Raw genomic sequence first — 17,986 nt, forward strand, 5'->3', positions numbered from 1 at the left:
GCTATGGATACCTGGATCTATCTCTCTCAGGGGTTCGCGGTAGCGATGACCCCGGAAAACCTGGTGATCGCCCTGATCGGCTGTTTCGTCGGGACGATCGTTGGCCTGCTGCCGGGCCTTGGGCCTATCAACGGCGTGGCGATTTTACTGCCGCTGGCCTTTGCGCTGCACCTGCCTGCGGAGTCGGCGTTGATCCTGCTGGCGACGGTTTATATCGGCTGCGAATACGGGGGGCGTATTTCCTCGATACTGCTTAACGTGCCCGGCGATGCCGCTGCCATTATGACCGCGCTGGATGGTTATCCGATGGCGCAGCAGGGACGCGGCGGCGTGGCGCTCTCTATTTCCGCCGTCAGCTCGTTCTTTGGCTCCCTGATCGCCATTGGCGGCATCATCCTCTTCGCCCCGGCGCTGGCCCAGTGGTCGCTGGCGTTTGGTCCGGCCGAGTATTTTGCCCTGATGGTATTCGCCATCGCCTGTCTCGGCAGCATGATGGCGCAGAATCCGCTGAAGTCGTTTTTGTCTGCGTTGATTGGCCTCAGTCTGGCCACCGTCGGCGTGGATGCCAACACCGGGGTTTATCGCTTTACCTTCGACAGCGTCCACCTGTCTGACGGCGTGCAGTTTATCGTCGTGGTGATTGGTCTGTTCTCTGTCTCAGAAATCTTACTGATGCTGGAACATACCAGCAGCGGGCAGACGCTAGTGCGTAAAACCGGACGTATGCTCTTTAATGCCAAAGAGGGGGCACAGTGTGTGGGTGCTACTCTGCGTTCGTCGGTGATTGGTTTCTTTGTCGGCATCCTGCCCGGCGCGGGGGCGACCATCGCCAGCGCCATCACCTACATGACCGAGAAAAAGCTGAGCGGCAACAGCGACAGCTTCGGTAAGGGCGATATACGCGGCGTGGCGGCGCCAGAGGCGGCCAATAACGCCTCGGCCTGCGGCTCGTTTATCCCGATGCTGACCCTCGGCGTGCCAGGCTCCGGCACCACCGCGGTGATGATGGGCGCGCTGACGCTCTATAACATCACTCCCGGTCCGGCGATGTTTACCGAGCAGCCCGATATCGTCTGGGGTTTGATTGCCGCCCTGCTGATCGCCAACGTGATGCTGCTGGTGATGAACATCCCGCTGATCGGGCTATTCACCCGTATGCTGACCATTCCCCTGTGGTTCCTGGTCCCGGCCATCGCCGCCGTCTCTGCGGTTGGGGTGTACGCGGTGCACAGCACCACCTTCGACCTGGTGTTAATGGTGCTGCTCGGCGTGCTGGGCTACATTCTGCGCAAGATGCACTTCCCGATGTCGCCGCTGATTTTAGGGTTTGTATTGGGGGAAATGCTGGAGCAGAACCTGCGCCGCGCCCTCTCCATCAGCAATGGCAACATGGCGATCCTGTGGGAGAGCAGCGTGACGAAGATCCTGCTGGCGATGGCGATCATGGTGATTGTCGTGCCGCCGGTGCTGCGCTGGATGCGTCGACGCCAGCAGAAACCGCAGCCGGATATCGGCTGATTAGCCCCTCAACAGGGCATTGACCCACTGCCTTAACGACTGGCGGGAGATCTTTATCCCGCCATTTTTCAGTTCTGACGGCAGCGCCAGCCAGTGTACCGGCTGCTCAAAGCGTGCCAGCCTGCCCTGAACCCACTCCGGCAACAACGTGATATCCGTGCCCGGCTCACATTCCACTACCGCCACCGGGCGTTGCCCGTATTCGGCGTCATCCAGCGGGACGATAAACACCTGGCTAACCTGCGGATGTGTGACGATAACGCGCTCCAGCGCTTCCGGCTGGATCCCTTCTCCGCCGCTGAAAAAGAGATTGTCCATTCGGCCCAGAATGGTCAGGCGTCCGTCATGCCACTCGCCGCGATCGCGGGTGGCGAACCAGCCCTGCTCGTTGACAAGCGGCAGTAAGGCGCCGTCTCGCCAGTAGCCCGCCGCCATGCTTTCCGCCCGGATCCAGACTTCACCGTTCACCACCTGAAGGTCTCTGCCCGGCAGCGCGCTGCCCACGTCCGGCGCGCCGTCGGCCTCTTTGGCGCAGACGGTGGAGGCGAACTCGGTCAGACCGTAGCCGCAGAACGTGCGGATCCCCTGCTTGCGCGCCTGTTCGGTCAGCTCAACGGGGATTTCCGCCCCGCCGAGCAGCACGGCTTTCAGCGCAACGGGATGGTGTGAATTGAGCAGCCGCCACAGCTGCGTCGGCACCAGCGAGGCGTGGGTACAGCCCTGCAGGGCCTGCTCCAGCGGCTGTTTTTCACGCACGGTGAGACGGCCTCCGCCCTGCAACCAGCGCCACAAAATCCCCTGACCGGAGACGTGAAACAGCGGCAAGGACAGCAGCCAGTCGTCATCACCGCCATAAGGCATCAGCGACAACACGCCTTTTGCGCTGGCAAGGTGGGCGGCACAGGTGTGCACCGCCGCTTTTGGCAAGCCGGTGGAGCCGGAGGTGAGCGTCATCGAGGCCAGCCGTTCTGCCTGCCACGTCACGCCGCCCTGCCCCTCACCCTCTCTTAATGCCAGCGCGGGCAGACCGTCATACTCACCGTTAAGCACCAGCGCAAAGCGCAGGGTCATCTGCGGCAGGAGGACGTCCAGCAGCGGACGGGGAAGCTGAGGGTTCACCGGCAAAATGCGGGCGCCGCACTGAAGCAACGCCAGCCAGGCCAGCAGGGTCTGCGGATGGTTGTGGGCGAGCAGCATGACGCCGTCACCGTCCCTGACACCCTGAGACTGAAAACCGGCTGCCAGACGATCGATACGCTCGCCCAGCTGTGACCAGTTGAGCGTTATATCGTCTAAACGCAGCGCGGGTGTATCGGCACTCCTGGAGCGCCAGTGCCGCCACGGCCAGTCGGTAAAAGTCATTGCAGCGGCTCCAGCGTCCCGACATCGAGGCACGGCAAGGTGCTGTCCGGCCACTGGCGAATCAGCTGGGCCTGCATCAGGTTTAGCGTATCAAGACCGGGAACGGTGTCCGGCGTTAACCATGCAGCGATGCGCGCCAGTTGCGTCAGCCCGAGGCTGGATTCGATGGATGAACTGATCACCGCCGTCAGCCCTGCGGCATGGGCCGCCGCAACCTGCTCGCGCACCTTGTCGAGGCTGCCGGTCAGCGTTGGCTTAATGACCACGGCACCGACGCCCGGCTCGGCGGCAAACGTAAAACCGGCTTCGCGCAGGCTCTCATCCCAGGCAATGGCAATGCCGGTTTCCCGGGCGAAGGCGCGAGAGTCGTCGCGCGTTTTGCACGGCTCTTCGAGAAACGCGATGCGGTTGCGGTACGCCGGGTTGACGTACTTCGCAAACTGCTGCGCCCTGAGCGGCGTCCAGGCGCGGTTGGCGTCCAGGCGCAGGTGCAGATCGGGAATGGCTTCCAGTAACAGGTTAACCACCATTCCGTCGCGCACCGCTTCGTACAGGCCGACCTTAATTTTCGCCACCTTCTCGCCAGGCATCCCGGAGAGCAGCGCGAAAAGTTCATCCGGATCGCCGGAACAGAGCGGCGCGGCGCGATAATTCGCCGCATCCGGCAAACAGCCGTCCAGCTCTGCCAGCGCGCAGCTGATGCCGAACGCGACGGAAGGAACGTCCGGCAGCGACGGATCTGCCCCCTCACGCCATTCGTGTGTCCAGGCCATCAGCGCCGCATGCGCCTCATCCAGCGTTTCCAGGCTAAAGCCCGGAAGCGGGGCGATTTCACCCCACCCTTCCCGCTCGCCCTGCCGGAGATGCACGAAAAAGCCATCACGGGTTTTTAACCGCCTTTCACGCAGTACCACGCCCGCGTCCATCGGTATCTGCCAGCGGTAAACCTGCGCGCGACGCATTACGGGTTCCGTTTGTATTTGCTGAAGTCTGGCTGGCGTTTTTCGTTGAACGCGTTGCGCCCTTCCTGACCCTCTTCGGTCATATAGAACAGCATGGTGGCGTTACCCGCCAGCTCCTGAAGTCCCGCCTGACCGTCACAGTCGGCGTTGAGGGCCGCTTTCAGGCAGCGCAGCGCCATTGGGCTGTTTTGCAGCATTTCGCGACACCAGCGCACGGTCTCTTTTTCCAGATCGGCGATCGGCACCACGGTGTTAACCAGCCCCATGTCCAGCGCTTCCTGGGCGTTGTACTGACGGCACAGGAACCAGATTTCGCGGGCTTTTTTCTGGCCGACGATGCGCGCCATGTAGGATGCCCCCCAGCCGCCGTCGAAGGAGCCAACTTTCGGGCCAGTCTGGCCGAAAATGGCATTTTCCGCCGCGATAGTCAGGTCACACATCATGTGCAGCACGTGACCGCCGCCGATGGAATAACCTGCTACCATCGCAACCACCGGTTTTGGACAGGTGCGGATCTGGCGCTGGAAATCCAGCACGTTCAGGTGGTGCGTGCCGGCATCATCCTGGTATCCGCCGTAGTCGCCGCGGACTTTCTGATCGCCGCCCGAGCAGAAGGCTTTCTCCCCTTCCCCGGTGAGGACGATGACGCCGATGTTGTCGTCGTAGCGTGCATCCGCCAGCGCCTGGATCATCTCTTTTACGGTCAGCGGACGAAACGCGTTGCGTACCTGTGGACGATTGATGGTGATTTTAGCGATACCATCGGTGGATTTGTGGTAGCGAATGTCGGTGTAGCCTTCGGAGCAGTCCTGCCATTCAACCGGCGCGTAAAGCATGTTTTCATCAGGATAGATCATAGCGTGTCCTTTGTTCGATAACGCAGTATCTGAGCCAGACTCGCGGCAACCGCTTCCGGGTTGTCCCGGTGGGCGTTGTGTCCGGCATGAGGGATAGCATGACGCATGGCGTTAAGTTCAGCAGCGATGGCTGCAAACTTCCCGTCACGTTCGCCATAGAGATAGTCGAAAGAAAAATCACGCGCGGTGAGCGCGGGACGTAAATCAGGCTGAACGGCAAGCGAGGTGGCTTCCAGCATCTCAGCCAGCCTCGGGCCGTTGTTCCGGCTACGCAGCGCGATCAGCGCGTTGCGCTGTTCATCCGTAAGGGAGGTAAAGACCGGCTGTTGATACCAGTCGGCAAAGACGGCTTCAAGCGGCTCACTGCGAAAACGTGACGCCCAGCGGCGGTCCGAGGTCAGCCGCGCCTGGCGCGCCTCGACGTCTTGCAGCCCAGGGTGTCCACCTTCCACAATCACCCCGTCTAACCCCGCAGGATGCTGGCAGGCATGGAACATCGCAATGCGGCCACCGAGAGAGTACCCAACCAGCCAGTAATTTAGTATGTTGTAACTAATTAAGGTATACGTGAGCAATTCACTTACCTCTGCAAACCCCGTCACGCCCGTATCCGCTGAACCACCGTGCCCGGGCAGGTCAAGGTAGAGCCTGGGGTAGTCATGCAGCGACGCCCCAACGGTCTGCCACTCACGACAGTCACCGGAAAAACCGTGCAGGAAAACCAGCCAGGGGTAGCCTGATTTTCCGGGCTGAGTGACGCCAGCGAGGATCACAGGTGACTCACCTGCGCCAGCAGATGTTGCAGCTTCTGCGCGCCGTCAGAATCGTTTACCACCAGCTCAATCAGCGTCGCGCCAGGCTGCCGCCAGGCGGTGTTCAGCGCCGTCTCCAGCGCGTCCCAGTTTTCCGGGCGATGGTACTTCAGGCTGAACATGGCGGCGGCGTGTTCGAACTGCACGTTTTGCGGCATCAGATAGAAGCGCTCACGTTCGCTTTGCGGCGTCGGCAGCAGGGAGAAAATCTGTCCGCCGTTATTGTTAACAACAATCAGCACGAACGGAGCCGACGCCTGACGCAGGAGCGCCAGCGCGTTGAGATCGTAGAGGGCTGAGAGATCCCCCACAATCGCCAGCGTGGATTTTGCGCTGGCCCGCTGTACGCCAGCGGCGGTGGAGATCAGCCCGTCAATGCCGCTCGCGCCCCGGTTGCTGTATACCGGATAACCCGCGGGCAGCTGCGAAAAGGCGTCAATCAGGCGCACCACCAGGCTGTTACCGACAAAAAGTTGCCCCTGCTCGGGAAGATATTTGCGGATACGGTGCGCCAGCCCGGCTTCACTGAACTCCTCGCACTGCGCTTTGGTGAGTTCCCACGCCTGACGCGACAGCGCCGGGATCTCCACCGCCCAGGGTTTGCGTTTTTCCGCCGGATGCAATTCCAGCCAGCTGTCAATATCGCTCACCAGGCGGCGACCGCGATGGTGCGCCGGGTCAAGGCGTCCTTCGAGCGGATCCACCAGCCAGTACTCTTCTGGCGTACAGGTGGCCTGCCACTGGAGCAGTCGCTTGCCCGTCAGGCTCGAGCCCAGCTGGACGACAATTTGCGCCTGCGCCAGCTCGGTGACCGCTTTCGCGTTCCCCAGCCAGAGGTCAGCGCAGGGCAGCGGCTGGCCCGTCTGGGAAAGCACATCACCAATCAGCGGCCAGCCAAGCGTTTGTGCCCACTCCGCCGCCAGCCTGCCTTCCGCCGCGCTCATCCGCCCGGCAAGCACCACCCCGCGCTTCTGACGCCAGAAGAACCAGTCGCGCTGCTTAGCGCTTTCCAGATGCGTCTGCTCACGCAGCCAGGGCTTTTCGCTCTCCCACCATTCTCCCAGCTGCTGTTGCCAGGTGAGGCCGGTCTCGTTCATTTCGCCGTACAGCGGCTCGGCAAACGGGCAGTTAATGTGCAGCCCGCCGCTGCGCAGTGCGTTCATGGCGTGGTCGAGAGTTGAGACCAGCCAGCTGGCGGGAATATCCTGGGTGGGGCGCGGCAACGAGACCGTCTGTGAAGGATGCGAGGCAAAAATGCCAGGCTGACGAATCGCCTGGTTCGCGCCGCAGTCAATAAGTTCCGGAGGACGATCGGCGGTGAGTAAAATCAGCTTTTCGCCGGTTAACCCCGCTTCAATCAGCGCGGGATAGAGGTTTGCCACCGCCGTGCCGGAAGTCACTATCACCGCCACGGGCGCGTTGCTGACTTTCGCCAGCCCGAGCGCCAGGTGGCCGAGACCACGCTCGTCAAAATGGGTGTGATGAATAAAAGCCCTGTTTTCCGCCGCAGCAAGGGTGAGCGGCGTGGAGCGAGAGCCCGGAGCAATACACACATGCCTGACACCATGGCGGGTCAGGGCTTCAAGGATCACCGTCGCCCAGCGTCGGTTAAAAGAACTTACTGACATGAGATTGTCCAGTATCAAGAATGCGACACAGTATAAATAATAGAAAAAGTCAGAATTTTGATATGAATCGGGATTGCACGAATCAGTATTAATCCCTCAGGAGGAGGGAACGCAGCCCGGCGGCCTTATTTTCGATCTCCTGCCACTCCTGCTCTGGATCGGAGCCGCTGACGATGCCCGCCCCCGCATAAAGACGCAGCGCGGCGTCATGAACGCGGGCGGAGCGTAATGCCACGCAGAACTCGCTTTGATCGCGCGATAAATAGCCCGCCGATCCGGCGTACCACTCCCGGTCAAACGGCTCCACTTTCGCAATAAATTCTCGCGCTGCCTGACGCGGCAGCCCGGCCACCGCCGCCGTCGGTTGCAGAATATGCAGACACTGCTCGTCATCAGACTGTTTGAGTTCGGTCCAGATACAGCGGCGTAAATGCTGCACCTTGCGCAGACGCAGCACCTGCGCTGGGAGGATCTCCAGCGTCCGGGTATGGTGCTGAAGACGCTGGCAGATATCTTCCACCACCAGCATATTTTCCCGCTGATTTTTGTCGTCGTTCATCAGCCAGTCGCCCAGACGCTGGGCCTGCTTATCGTCAGAATGGCTGGCGACGGTGCCTGCCAGCGCTTCAGTGCGCAGCAGCATGCCGCGTCGCCGCCACAGTCGCTCGGGCGTCGAGCCGAGGAACGCGTTGCTGGCGTCAAAGACCATACAAAAATGATAGCAGTTGAGGTTTAGCGCGCGGCTGGCGGCCATTAGCGCGATGGCGTTCACGGGCTGCTGGCACTGCACGTCTGTAGCACGTGCGAGCACCACTTTCTCAAAATCGCCGCGAGCAAGGGTATCCGTCGCCTGACGAATCAACGCCAGCCATTCCGGTTTTTCCGGATGATGGGTTTCCTGCACAATCTGCACGGACAACGGGCGGATCGGCGCGGCGTCGCGCAGGTTATCAATAAACTTCAGTGCGTCACCGGCATCGTCACACAGCGACGTTTCGCTCCACAGTTGCAGGCGCAGCGTGGCGACCCCGCCAGACCGTCGCCAGAGAAGGCGCGGTAAAAACAGCTTTCCCTGTGCCGGGTTGAAGGCGTTCAGGCCGCAGATACGGGTATCATTGGCTACGTCATGGGTGTGCAAAAACCGGGAGGCCGAGGCCAGAGAGTCAAAATGGGCGAGGCTTCCGAGCGCGGCAAGTTCTTCATCACCGCTCCGCTGTTGCCAGTAAAACTGGGGATAGCATCGCTGCACACCCAGCCAGGCCAGCGGATCGAAGGCGTCGTTTAACGGGAAAGAGACATCGAAATGGCGAAAACCGGGTGTAGCGGGTAACGCATGCGCAAGCTGAGTGCGCAGGCGTTCCAGCGCGATGGAAATCGAATGCACGCGAACCTCTCCCTGTTAAAACCTTACATTATACGGGGTACTGATGATAAATAGCAGTACCCACGTGTAGGGAGGGGTTTACCGGCTTAACGACGGGCTAACAGCAGGCCCAGCACCAGCCCTACGGCCGCACCGACCCCAATGCCCTGCCACGGCTTTTCGTGCACATAATCGTCGGCACGATAAACCGCCTGTTTGGCGCGGTAGTAGTAATTGTCGGATGCGTTGCTGACGCGGTTTTTCACGTCATGCAGCGCCTGCTCGGCGCGGGCTTTGAGCTCAATGTACTTCTGATCGGCAGGATCGCCTGAAGAGCGCAGTACTTCTTCCAGCGTTTCGCTTAACAGCGTTAAATCGTCGTCTGCTCGGGTATCCCAGGATTGAAATGACATATTTTTCTCCATGTTAGTACACCAGTCCGATAACTATAGACAACGTCTCGCTATTGCGCCTGTTTCGCTTCGCGCGCCATACCGATGTGTGGGATGCCATCTTCATCGTAAATGTCCGTGACCGGGGTAAAACCAAAATGGCCATAGAATGATTGCAAATGCGCCTGCGCGCCCAGGTATAACGCCTTGTCTGGCCACCGTTTCTGGCATGCGTCCAGCGTTTTTTCCATCAGCTGATAGCCCAGCTTTTCACCGCGCGCGCTTCCGCTGATAATGACGCGGCCAATGACGACAGGGTCAAAATCCTCTTCGCTTTTCAGAATCCTCGCATACGCCACCAGCTCGTTATCGCGCCAGCCGAGGATGTGCCGGTTCTCGCCGACCAGGTCATCGCCGTCGATATCCTGATACGGGCAGGTTTGTTCAACCACAAAAACTTCGCAGCGCAGTTTGAGCAGGGCGTAGAGTGACTGAATAGTCAGTTCGCTGTGGTGTAGATCTTGCCACTGGATCATGTGTTTCTCCTTCCTGGGGTTCATCACGTTATACTAAACCCCTTCCCATTCGGCAAAGGGCTGATTGCGTTATGGAACTGATTTTTCTGGGTACGTCCGCGGGCGTGCCAACCCGCTCACGCAACGTGACGGCGATTCTGCTGGATCTTAAGCATCCTACCCGCGGCGGGCTGTGGCTGTTTGACTGCGGCGAAGGTACGCAGCATCAGTTGCTGCATACCTCATACCACCCGGGGAAAGTGGATAAAATATTTATCACCCATCTGCACGGCGACCATCTGTTTGGCCTGCCGGGCCTGCTGTGTAGCCGTTCGATGGCCGGTAACGCTAACCCGCTGACCATTTATGGCCCTGCGGGTATTCAGGCATTCGTTGAGACCACGCTGCGCCTGAGCGGCTCGTGGACCGATTATCCGCTGGAGGTGGTTGAGATCGGCGAAGGTCTGGTGTTCGACGACGGAGATTACCAGGTGCGCGCTTACCCGCTTAACCATCCGGTGGAATGCTACGGCTATCGCGTTGAGGAGCATGACAAGCCCGGCGCGCTGAACGCCGCCGCGTTGCAGGCCGATGGGGTGAAACCTGGCCCGCTGTTCCAGCGTCTGAAGCACGGCGAGACCGTCACGCTGGAAGACGGGCGCGTCATCAACGGTCAGGATTACCTTGCGCCGCCGCAGCCGGGCAAAAAACTGGCTATTTTTGGGGATACCGCCCCCTGCCCTTCGGCGCTCCGGCTTGCCGGGGGTGTGGATGTGATGGTGCATGAGGCAACGCTGGAAGCGGCGATGGAAGAAAAAGCCAATAGCCGGGGGCACAGCTCAACGCGTCAGGCCGCGCAGCTGGCGCGCGAGGCTGGCGTCCGGAAACTGATTGTCACTCACGTCAGCTCACGCTATGACGTCCGCGGCTGTGAAAGCCTGCTGGCAGAGTGTCGGGAGGTGTTCCCGGCATGCGAGCTGGCGGAAGATTTTGCTCAGGTCAGCGTTTAGTCCTTCATTTTTCCCTCAGGGTGCCGATAACGATTAAAAGGCCAGCATTTCTCTTGAGGGTAGAATGGATAATTTCCAGAAAGATATTGATGACAGGGCGAACCTGACCCAGTCCAACCGTTTTGAACTGTTGCTGTTCCGTCTTGGCACCTCTCTGAACGAAAATAAATCCGAGCTGTTCGGCATCAACGTGTTCAAACTGCGCGAAATTGTGCCGATGCCGACCTTCACCAAACCAGCGGGAATGAAGTCTCCGCTGATGGGGATGGTAAATATTCGCGACCAGGTGATCCCGGTGATCGATCTGGCCGCCGTCGCCGGCTGCAAGCCAGCCACCGGGCTAAACATTTTGCTGATCACCGAATATGCCCGCAGCGTGCAGGCGTTTGCCGTGGAATCGGTGGAGAATATCATGCGTCTCGACTGGAAGCAGGTGCACGCCGCGGAAACCGCCGTCAGCGGTCGCTACATCACCAGCATTGCCTGTCTGGACGATAAGACCGATACCAACGATCTGGCAATGGTGCTCGACGTGGAGCAGATCCTGTATGACATCACCCCGGCGAACCACGATCTGCACGCCACCCATCTGGAAACCACCAAATTCAACATCAAGCCTGGCTCTGTCGCGATTGTTGCTGAAGACTCGAAAGTAGCGCGCTCAATGCTGGAGAAGGGATTGCAGGCAATGGAGATCCCGGCTCAGCTGCATATCACCGGCAAAGACGCATGGGAGAAAATCACTCAGCTGGCCGCGCAGGCTCAGGCAGAGGGCGTCCCCGTTACCGATAAGATTGCCCTGGTATTAACCGACCTCGAAATGCCGGAGATGGACGGCTTTACGCTGACGCGCAAAATCAAAACTGATCCGGTACTGAAAGATATTCCGGTGGTGATCCACTCGTCTCTTTCCGGCAACGCGAACGAAGATCATATACGCAAAGTGAAGGCTGACGGCTATGTGGCGAAGTTTGAGCTGAATGAGCTGTCGTCGGTGATTGAAGAGGTGCTGGACCGCTCGATGAAGAAGATTGACGGGCCGCTTATAAGCAGGAAGCAGTTAGCTTAGTCGGGTGGCGCTTCGCTTACCCGACCTACAAGACCTGTAGGCCCTGCAAGCGTAGCGCCGCTGGGCAATAAAAAACCCGCCGAGGCGGGTTTTTTGCTTTTACATCAGCGGCATCGCGCGCTGCACAATCTCAATCAGCGGCTGCGGATAGATACCGAAGATTAGCACCAGAAGCGCGGAGATCAGCACCACGATCCCCCCGGCGCTGTACTGCCAGTTGGACGGTGCATCACGGTTGAGCTGCTGAGGCGCGCTCAGGTACAGGCTCACAGCCACACGCAGGTAGTAGTAAAGACCAATCGCGGAGCCGATAACGACACCGGCAGTCAGCCACCACAGACCCGCCTGCACACCGACGGCCAGCACGTAGAACTTACCGATAAAGCCCAGCGTCATCGGGATACCCGCCAGAGAGAGCATCATCACGGTCATTACCGCAGACAGAATCGGACGGTGCCAGAACAGACCACGGTAGGAGAACAGGGAATCTGCATCCGGGCCACGGTACGGGCTGGACATCAGGCTCACCACGCCGAACGCGCCGAGGCTGCTGAACAGGTAACCGGCCAGATACACACCCACGGTTTCCATCGACATCTCACCGCTTTGCAGCGCAATCAGCGCCACCAGCAGGTAGCCCAGATGGGAGATTGAGGAGTAGCCCAGCAGACGCTTAATGTTGGTCTGGCTCAGCGCCATCAGGTTACCGAAGATGATGGAGACGAACGCGATAATGCCCAGCACCACGCGAACCGCTTCGCTGTCACCCACCGGGGCGTACAGGAACAGACGCATGACCACGCCAAAGATAGCGATTTTGCTCGCCGTCGCCAGGAAGGTAGAGACCGGCGCTGGCGCACCCTGATAAACGTCTGGCGTCCACAGGTGGAACGGCACCAGAGAGAGTTTAAAGCCAAGGCCAACAATCATCATGCCCAGACCCGCCAGCAGCAGCGGCTCATGCATCATGCCGTCGCCGAGGCTCTTGCCGAGCGCCAGGAAGGAGAGGTTACCCGTCTGTGCATACAGCAGCGCGATACCGAACAGCAGGAACGACGACGCAGCAGCGGACAAGATGGTGTACTTGATAGCCGCTTCCAGTGAGCGTTTCTGGCGGAAGGCGTAACCAATCAGGCCGAACAGCGGCAGTGAGATCAGCTCAATACCGAGGAACAGCGCGGCCATGTGGTTCGCGTTCGCCAGCAGAATGCCGCCCAGTGCGGCAATCAGTACCAGCAGGTAAAACTCTTCTTTGTTGTCGTTGTACCCTTCGAGCCACGGGTACGCAAAGGTACAGGTTGCCAGGCTCGCCAGCAGCACCAGACCGGTGTAGAGCATGGCGTAGCCGTCAACGCGCATCAGCGGCGTGACGTCCATTGCGCCCGCCTGGCCAACAAACCAGAGGGAGACTAACGCAGCGTTCAGACCCAGAACGGACAGGGTCGCATTCAGGAAGTGATTGCGTCGCCACGCAATGGAGAGCATCACAACCACCACCGTCAATCCGACGATCAGCAGCGGTAGCAGCGCGATCAGTTGTTGTGGAGTTATTGTCATGGCGAATTACGGCCTTGTAGTAGAAGCAGAATTAACAAACCACTGCTGGATGTTACCCATCGCGGAGTGCGAGGTATCCAGAATCGGCTGCGGATAGAAGCCCAGCAGCACCAGCAGTACGACCAGCAGCAGGATGATGGACAGCTCACGCAGCGACATCCCCGGCAGTTCTTTAGCAGCAATTTCGCTCTTCGCTTTACCGAAGTAGGCGCGGTGCAGCATCGCCAGCGAGTACACGGAGGCGAACACCAGACCAAAGGTGGAGATGACGGTAATCATCGGAACCACTTTGAAGCTGCCGAACAGAATCATAAATTCGCCAACGAAGTTACCGGTACCTGGCATACCCAGGGTGGCAACCGCGAAGAACATGGAGAGTGCAGGCAGCCATTTCATTTTGCCCCACAGGCCGCCCATCATACGCATGTCGCGGGTATGCAGACGTTCGTACAGCTGACCGCACAGGATGAAGAGACCGGCTGCGGACAGACCGTGCGCAATCATCTGGATCACCGCGCCCTGGTACGCCAGCTGGCTACCGGTGTAGATGGCAATCAGTACGAAGCCCATGTGGGAAACGGAGGTGTAAGCAATCAGACGTTTGATGTCGTACTGCGTGAAGGCCATCCATGCACCGTAGAAGATACCGATCACGCCAAGCCACATGGCAATCGGCGCAAACTCTGCGGAGGCGTTCGGGAACAGCGGCAGGGAGAAACGCAGCAGACCGTAGGCCGCCGTTTTCAGCAAGATACCCGCCAGGTCAACGGAACCCGCCGTTGGCGCCTGAGAGTGCGCGTCCGGCAGCCAGCCGTGCAGCGGAACCACCGGCATTTTCACCGCGAAGGCGATGAAGAAGCCGAGCATCAGCAGGTATTCCACACCGTGGGACATCGGGGTCTTCAGCAGATCTTCATAGTTGAAGGTCCAGACGCCGGTGGCGTTGTAATGCACAAACACCAGCGCCAGGATGGCAATCAACATCACCAGACCACTCGCCTGGGTGTAGATGAAGAACTTGGTGGCCGCCGTGATACGCGTTTTACCGTCGGATGCCTTGTGGCCCCACAGCGCGATCAGGAAGTACATCGGCACCAGCATCATCTCCCAGAAGAAGAAGAACAGGAACATGTCGATGGCCAGGAACACGCCGATAACGCCGCCCAGGATCCACATCAGGTTCAGGTGGAAGAAGCCCTGGTATTTTTCGATTTCTCGCCAGGAGCAGAGTACCGCCAGAACGCCGAGCAGACCGGTCAGCACGACCATCAGCAGCGACAGACCGTCAATCGCAAGGTGGATCGTGATACCGAAACGTGGGATCCACGGCAGAATGAACTCAGATTGCCACTGCGGAAGGCCCGCAGACTGGGTCAATGAGTAGCCACCCTGCAACCACAGTTGCAGGCCAAGCGCGAGCGTCAATCCCATGGTGATCAGCGCGATCCAGCGCGGCATCTTCACGCCAAAGCGTTCAGTCTGCCAGCACAGGAAGCCGCCGATGAAGGGAATTAATATTAGCCAGGGTAATAACATGGCGATTTTTATTCCTTGTTAAAGTCCCTCAGGGACCGATTTTCAACGAATTCGACAAAATTCACGTGTTAGTGCGGTTTGTGGTGTCGGGTGACGCTCACGCTTACCCGACCTACGGTCTCGTAGGCCCGGTAAGCGCAGCGCCACCGGGCAAAAACCACTATCGCAACACCATCAGCAGCGCCAGCACGACAACCGCACCGATGCTCATGGATGCCACATACCAGCGCAGATAGCCGTTCTCGCTGTACAGCAGGCCTTTACCTGCAAAGCGAGAGAGGATCGCCGGGATATTCATCAGGCTGTTCAGCGGATCGCGCTTCAACAGCCACGCAATGCCCAAGAACGGCTTCACGAAGATCATGTCGTACAGCCAGTCGAAGCCCCATGCGTTGTACCACCAGGTGCCCAGCAGACGGCCCGGCGCGCTGTTGGCAACGGCAGTCACCAGCGTGCGTTTGCCCAGCCACAGCCATGCGGCAATCAGGATGCCCGCGATAGCCACAACGCCCGAGGTGATTTCAAGCGTCAGAACGCGACCGTGCTCAAGCTCGGTTGTTGCCGGCAGTACGCCCTGCAACGGTGGCACAATCATCGCGCCAACGAAGGTGGAGAGTACCAGCAGCACAATCAGCGGCAGGTGGTGGGTAATCCCCTTCCCTGCGTGAGCGTGAATTTGTTCTTTACCGTGGAAGACGATGAAAATCATACGGAAGGTGTACAGGGAGGTCATAAACGCACCGACCAGACCCGCAACCATCAGATTGATATGACCATTCGCCATGGCGCCCGCCAGGATTTCATCCTTACTGAAGAAGCCTGCGGTAATCAGCGGCAGTGCCGCCAGCGCCGCGCCGCCTACCAGGAAGCAGACATAGACGAGCGGGATGGACTTACGCAGTCCGCCCATTTTGAAGATATTCTGCTCGTGGTGGCAGGCCAGGATCACCGAACCGGATGAGAGGAACAGCAGCGCTTTAAAGAACGCGTGCGTCATCAGGTGGAAAATGGCTGCGTCCCACGCCTGAACGCCCAGCGCCAGGAACATGTAACCAATCTGGCTCATGGTGGAGTACGCGAGAACGCGTTTGATGTCGGTCTGCACCAGTGCGGCAAAGCCTGCCAGCACCAGCGTAACCGCACCGACGATACCCACCAGATGCAGAATTTCCGGGGTCATCAGGAACAGGCCATGGGTACGCGCAATCAGGTAGACACCGGCGGTGACCATGGTCGCGGCGTGGATCAGCGCGGAGACAGGGGTTGGACCCGCCATCGCGTCGGCAAGCCATGTCTGCAACGGCAGCTGTGCGGATTTACCCACAGCACCACCCAGCAGCATCAGCGTTGCCCACCACAGCATGTTGTTGCCTGCTTCGAAGTGCGCTGGCGCCAGTTCCACCATTTCGCGGAAGTTCAGCGTGCCCAGTTCGTTGTAGAGAATGAACAGCGCGAAAGCGAGGAAGACGTCACCCACGCGGGTCACGACGAACGCTTTCATGGCCGCTGCGCCATTCTTCGGATCGGTGTAGTAGAAACCGATCAGCAGGTAAGAGCACAGACCCACGCCTTCCCAGCCCAGATACATCAGCAGCAGGTTATCGGCCAGCACCAGTACCACCATGCTGGCGATAAACAGGTTGGTGTAGGCGAAGAAGCGGGAGTATCCCTCTTCACCGCGCATGTACCAGGAGGCGAACATGTGGATCAGGAAGCCGACGCCGGTGACCACGGAGAGCATGGTCAGAGACAGACCATCCAGCACCAGGTTGAAACCGATGTTGAAGTTACCGACCGACATCCAGTTCCACAGCGGCACGCTGTAGGCCTGACGTCCATTGTTAAAGAAATCGATACCCGCATACGCTGTCACCAGCGCAGCCAGACCGATTGAGCCAATGCCCACGGTGGCAGACAGATTCTCAGACCAGCGGCCGCGAGAAAATGCCAGCAGCACGAAGCCAATCAGCGGAAAAATAATGGTTAAGGCAAGCATGTTCATCCACGCAACTCACTTACTGAATCGATGTTCAGGTTCTGGCGGCGACGATGGAGCTGCAGCAACAGCGCCAGGCCAATACTCGCTTCGGCAGCCGCGAGGCTGATGGCGAGAATGTACATCACCTGACCGTCGGCCTGGCCCCAGTAGCTGCCGGCGACCACAAAGGCCAGCGCGGAAGCGTTGATCATGATTTCCAGACCGATCAGCATAAACAGCAGATTGCGGCGGATAACCAGACCGGTTAAGCCCAGAACGAACAAAATCGCAGCGAGGATCAGTCCATGTGTTAAGGGGATCATGCGCGCTCCTCCGTTTTTCTTTTCGCACGGTCATCAGTGCGGTTGCTCAGCACCTCACCAACACGTTCTTCGCGACCGACGTGGAAGGCAACAACCAGGCCCGCCAGCAGCAGCATAGAGGCCAGTTCAACCGCCAGAACGTACGGACCAAACAGCGCAATACCAACAGCCTTGGCGCTGATTGGCGTGCCGTCAATGCCCTGGTCGTTAACGCCCAGAATAGCGTAAACAATCACCACCAGCATGATGGCCGACAAAATTGCCGGGCCAATCCACACCTGCGGTTTTAACCATTGACGTTCCTGCTCAATTTCAGAGCCGCCCAGGTTGAGCATCATCACCACGAACACGAACAGCACCATAATGGCACCCGCGTAGACGATAATTTCCAGCGCACCGGCAAATTGCGCGCCCAGCGCAAAGAACACCCCGGAAATAGCCAGCAGCGAAATGATTAAATACAGCAACGCATGCACCGGATTGGTGTGCGTGATCACTCGCAGCGTAGCCAGGATGGCGATAAGGCCACAGATATAAAAAGCGAATTCCATTGCCCTCTCCTTACGGTAACAGGCTCTTGACGTCGATAGGCTTAGCTTCGTTCTCTGCTTCGCCCTTATCTTTGCCGTCGATTGCCATACCCGCCATCCGGTAGAAGTTATATTCCGGGTATTTGCCCGGACCGGAAATCAGCAGATCCTCTTTCTCGTACACCAGGTCCTGACGCTTGTACTCACCCAGCTCGAAGTCTGGAGTCAGCTGAATCGCCGTGGTTGGGCACGCTTCTTCACACAGACCGCAGAAAATGCAGCGTGAGAAGTTGATGCGGAAGAACTCAGGGTACCAGCGGCCGTCTACCGTCTCGGCTTTCTGCAGAGAGATACAGCCTACCGGACACGCTACCGCACACAGGTTACAGGCTACGCAGCGCTCGGAACCGTCCGGGTCGCGCGTCAGCACGATACGGCCACGGTAGCGCGGCGGCAGATATACCGGCTCCTCCGGATACATCCGGGTTTCGCGTTTGGCAAACGCGTGCAGGCCGATCATCCAGATACTGCGTACCTGGGTGCCAAAGCCTACGAGTAATTCTTTTAAGGTCAT

At 59.0% G+C, this 17,986-nt stretch carries 17 protein-coding genes; 3 read left to right on the top strand and 14 right to left on the bottom strand.

Annotation, left to right across the window (positions count from 1 at the left end; all coding sequences use genetic code 11):
- The first annotated feature begins 3 nt into the window (after positions 1-3).
- Positions 4-1,518: a tripartite tricarboxylate transporter permease gene (locus tag BFV65_RS14195; RefSeq protein WP_023300617.1), complete on the top strand. Its 1,515-nt coding sequence runs from the start codon at positions 4-6 to the stop codon at positions 1,516-1,518.
- Here BFV65_RS14195 and menE read toward each other — a convergent pair whose 3' ends face one another.
- From menE to BFV65_RS14235, 8 genes are all read right to left on the bottom strand, one after another.
- Positions 1,519-2,880, bottom strand: a complete 1,362-nt coding sequence (menE, locus tag BFV65_RS14200) for an o-succinylbenzoate--CoA ligase (protein ID WP_069596784.1) — start codon at positions 2,878-2,880, stop codon at positions 1,519-1,521.
- Positions 2,877-3,842 (bottom strand): o-succinylbenzoate synthase, encoded by a 966-nt coding sequence (gene menC, locus BFV65_RS14205; RefSeq protein WP_069596785.1) that lies wholly within the window; start codon positions 3,840-3,842, stop codon positions 2,877-2,879. The genes menE and menC overlap by 4 nt, the downstream gene beginning before the upstream one ends.
- Positions 3,842-4,699, bottom strand: coding sequence for a 1,4-dihydroxy-2-naphthoyl-CoA synthase (gene menB / locus BFV65_RS14210; RefSeq protein ID WP_014832749.1), 858 nt, complete (start codon positions 4,697-4,699; stop codon positions 3,842-3,844). The genes menC and menB overlap by 1 nt, the downstream gene beginning before the upstream one ends.
- Complete coding sequence (gene menH, locus BFV65_RS14215) at positions 4,696-5,472, bottom strand: 2-succinyl-6-hydroxy-2,4-cyclohexadiene-1-carboxylate synthase (protein ID WP_069596786.1); 777 nt, start codon at positions 5,470-5,472, stop codon at positions 4,696-4,698. Before menH ends, menB begins: the two co-directional genes overlap by 4 nt.
- A complete protein-coding gene (gene menD / locus BFV65_RS14220; RefSeq protein ID WP_069596787.1) occupies positions 5,469-7,139 on the bottom strand; it encodes a 2-succinyl-5-enolpyruvyl-6-hydroxy-3-cyclohexene-1-carboxylic-acid synthase in 1,671 nt (556 codons plus the stop codon). Before menD ends, menH begins: the two co-directional genes overlap by 4 nt.
- An 88-nt stretch (positions 7,140-7,227) precedes the next feature.
- A complete protein-coding gene (gene menF / locus BFV65_RS14225) occupies positions 7,228-8,523 on the bottom strand; it encodes an isochorismate synthase MenF (protein ID WP_069596788.1) in 1,296 nt (431 codons plus the stop codon).
- 86 nt (positions 8,524-8,609) lie between these two features.
- Positions 8,610-8,915: a stress response protein ElaB gene (elaB, locus tag BFV65_RS14230; protein WP_022648821.1), complete on the bottom strand. Its 306-nt coding sequence runs from the start codon at positions 8,913-8,915 to the stop codon at positions 8,610-8,612.
- A gap of 50 nt (positions 8,916-8,965) precedes the next feature.
- Positions 8,966-9,430, bottom strand: coding sequence for a GNAT family N-acetyltransferase (locus tag BFV65_RS14235; protein ID WP_038416448.1), 465 nt, complete (start codon positions 9,428-9,430; stop codon positions 8,966-8,968).
- A 71-nt stretch (positions 9,431-9,501) separates the two neighbouring features.
- Between BFV65_RS14235 and rbn the strand changes: the two genes are divergently transcribed.
- Both rbn and BFV65_RS14245 read left to right on the top strand, forming a co-directional pair.
- Complete coding sequence (rbn, locus tag BFV65_RS14240; protein WP_022648823.1) at positions 9,502-10,419, top strand: ribonuclease BN; 918 nt, start codon at positions 9,502-9,504, stop codon at positions 10,417-10,419.
- Positions 10,420-10,483: 64 nt separating this feature from the next.
- Positions 10,484-11,488 carry a chemotaxis protein gene (locus BFV65_RS14245; protein ID WP_023306639.1) on the top strand — a complete coding sequence of 335 codons (1,005 nt, stop codon included), beginning with the start codon at positions 10,484-10,486 and terminating at the stop codon, positions 11,486-11,488.
- Between the two features lie 99 nt (positions 11,489-11,587).
- Here BFV65_RS14245 and nuoN read toward each other — a convergent pair whose 3' ends face one another.
- From nuoN to nuoI, 6 genes are all read right to left on the bottom strand, one after another.
- The gene (gene nuoN / locus BFV65_RS14250; RefSeq protein WP_022648825.1) at positions 11,588-13,045 is read right to left on the bottom strand and encodes an NADH-quinone oxidoreductase subunit NuoN; all 1,458 of its coding nucleotides are present in this window, start codon (positions 13,043-13,045) and stop codon (positions 11,588-11,590) included.
- A gap of 6 nt (positions 13,046-13,051) precedes the next feature.
- A complete protein-coding gene (gene nuoM / locus BFV65_RS14255) occupies positions 13,052-14,581 on the bottom strand; it encodes an NADH-quinone oxidoreductase subunit M (RefSeq protein ID WP_023300624.1) in 1,530 nt (509 codons plus the stop codon).
- 160 nt (positions 14,582-14,741) lie between these two features.
- Positions 14,742-16,583: an NADH-quinone oxidoreductase subunit L gene (gene nuoL / locus BFV65_RS14260; RefSeq protein ID WP_022648827.1), complete on the bottom strand. Its 1,842-nt coding sequence runs from the start codon at positions 16,581-16,583 to the stop codon at positions 14,742-14,744.
- The gene (gene nuoK / locus BFV65_RS14265) at positions 16,580-16,882 is read right to left on the bottom strand and encodes an NADH-quinone oxidoreductase subunit NuoK (RefSeq protein WP_006176506.1); all 303 of its coding nucleotides are present in this window, start codon (positions 16,880-16,882) and stop codon (positions 16,580-16,582) included. Before nuoK ends, nuoL begins: the two co-directional genes overlap by 4 nt.
- On the bottom strand, positions 16,879-17,433 hold the full coding sequence (gene nuoJ / locus BFV65_RS14270) for an NADH-quinone oxidoreductase subunit J (RefSeq protein ID WP_069596789.1): 555 nt from the start codon (positions 17,431-17,433) through the stop codon (positions 16,879-16,881). The genes nuoK and nuoJ overlap by 4 nt, the downstream gene beginning before the upstream one ends.
- A 10-nt stretch (positions 17,434-17,443) precedes the next feature.
- Positions 17,444-17,986, bottom strand: coding sequence for an NADH-quinone oxidoreductase subunit NuoI (gene nuoI / locus BFV65_RS14275; protein WP_003861491.1), 543 nt, complete (start codon positions 17,984-17,986; stop codon positions 17,444-17,446).

The sequence above is a fragment of the Enterobacter hormaechei subsp. hoffmannii genome (assembly GCF_001729745.1).
Lineage (GTDB): Bacteria > Pseudomonadota > Gammaproteobacteria > Enterobacterales > Enterobacteriaceae > Enterobacter > Enterobacter intestinihominis.